The organism is Marivita geojedonensis (assembly GCF_002115805.1).
GTDB classification, from domain to species: Bacteria; Pseudomonadota; Alphaproteobacteria; order Rhodobacterales; family Rhodobacteraceae; genus Marivita; species Marivita geojedonensis.
On the sequence record NZ_JFKC01000071.1, the window covers coordinates 1 to 761 of the forward strand.

1 protein-coding gene is annotated in these 761 nt (G+C 59.0%); it reads right to left on the reverse strand.

Features of this window, described 5'->3' with window-relative positions; all coding sequences use genetic code 11:
* Positions 1–2: 2 nt before the first annotated feature.
* Positions 3–760, reverse strand: a protein-coding gene (locus tag MGEO_RS21055; RefSeq protein WP_143746345.1) for an IS5 family transposase whose coding sequence is annotated in 2 segments (ribosomal slippage) — positions 3–439 and positions 439–760 — 759 coding nt in all. Because the reading frame shifts where the segments join, the coding sequence is not laid out codon by codon here.
* Position 761 lies beyond the last annotated feature (1 nt).

Genomic DNA, 761 nt, shown 5'->3' on the forward strand with positions numbered 1-761 from the left:
ACTCATAACCAGTAGATGACGGTTGCTGCGAGTGCGATGGCAGACAGGAAGACCTTCGGACACCTGTCGTATCGTGTCGCAACGCGTCGCCAATCCTTTAGCCTACCGAACATGATCTCGATCCGGTTCCGGCGTTTGTAGCGGCGCTTGTCGTATTTCACCGCCTTTTTGCGCTGCTTACGGCCGGGGATGCAGGCGCGTATCCCTTTGTCTTTCAATGCTTCTCTGAACCAGTCGGCATCATAACCGCGGTCCCCGAGCAACCAATCGACATCCGGCAAGCTACTGAGAAGTGCCCGTGCGCCGATGTAGTCGCTGACTTGTCCGGCGGTGACGAAGAGGTTGAGCGGTCGGCCCTGGCTGTCGCAGATAGCGTGCAGTTTAGTGTTCATGCCGCCCTTCGTCCGACCAATCAGGCGTCCACGCCCCCCTTTTTCACGCCCAAGCTGGTCGCTGTTCGGTGGGCCTTGAGGTACGTCGCGTCGATCATCACGGTCTTCGTCTCGCCGTGCTCGGCAGCCAGACCGGCCATCATTCGCGCGAAGATACCCTTGTCGCTCCATCGTTTCCAACGGTTGTAGAGCGTCTTGTGCGGCCCATAGGCGGTGGGGGCATCCCGCCACCGCAAGCCATTGCGATTGATGAAGATAATCCCACTCAGCACACGTCGGTCATCGACGCGTGGCTTGCCGTGGGACTTCGGAAAGAAGGGCTCAAGACGCGCCATCTGCGCGTCGGTCAGCCAAAACAGATCAGACATG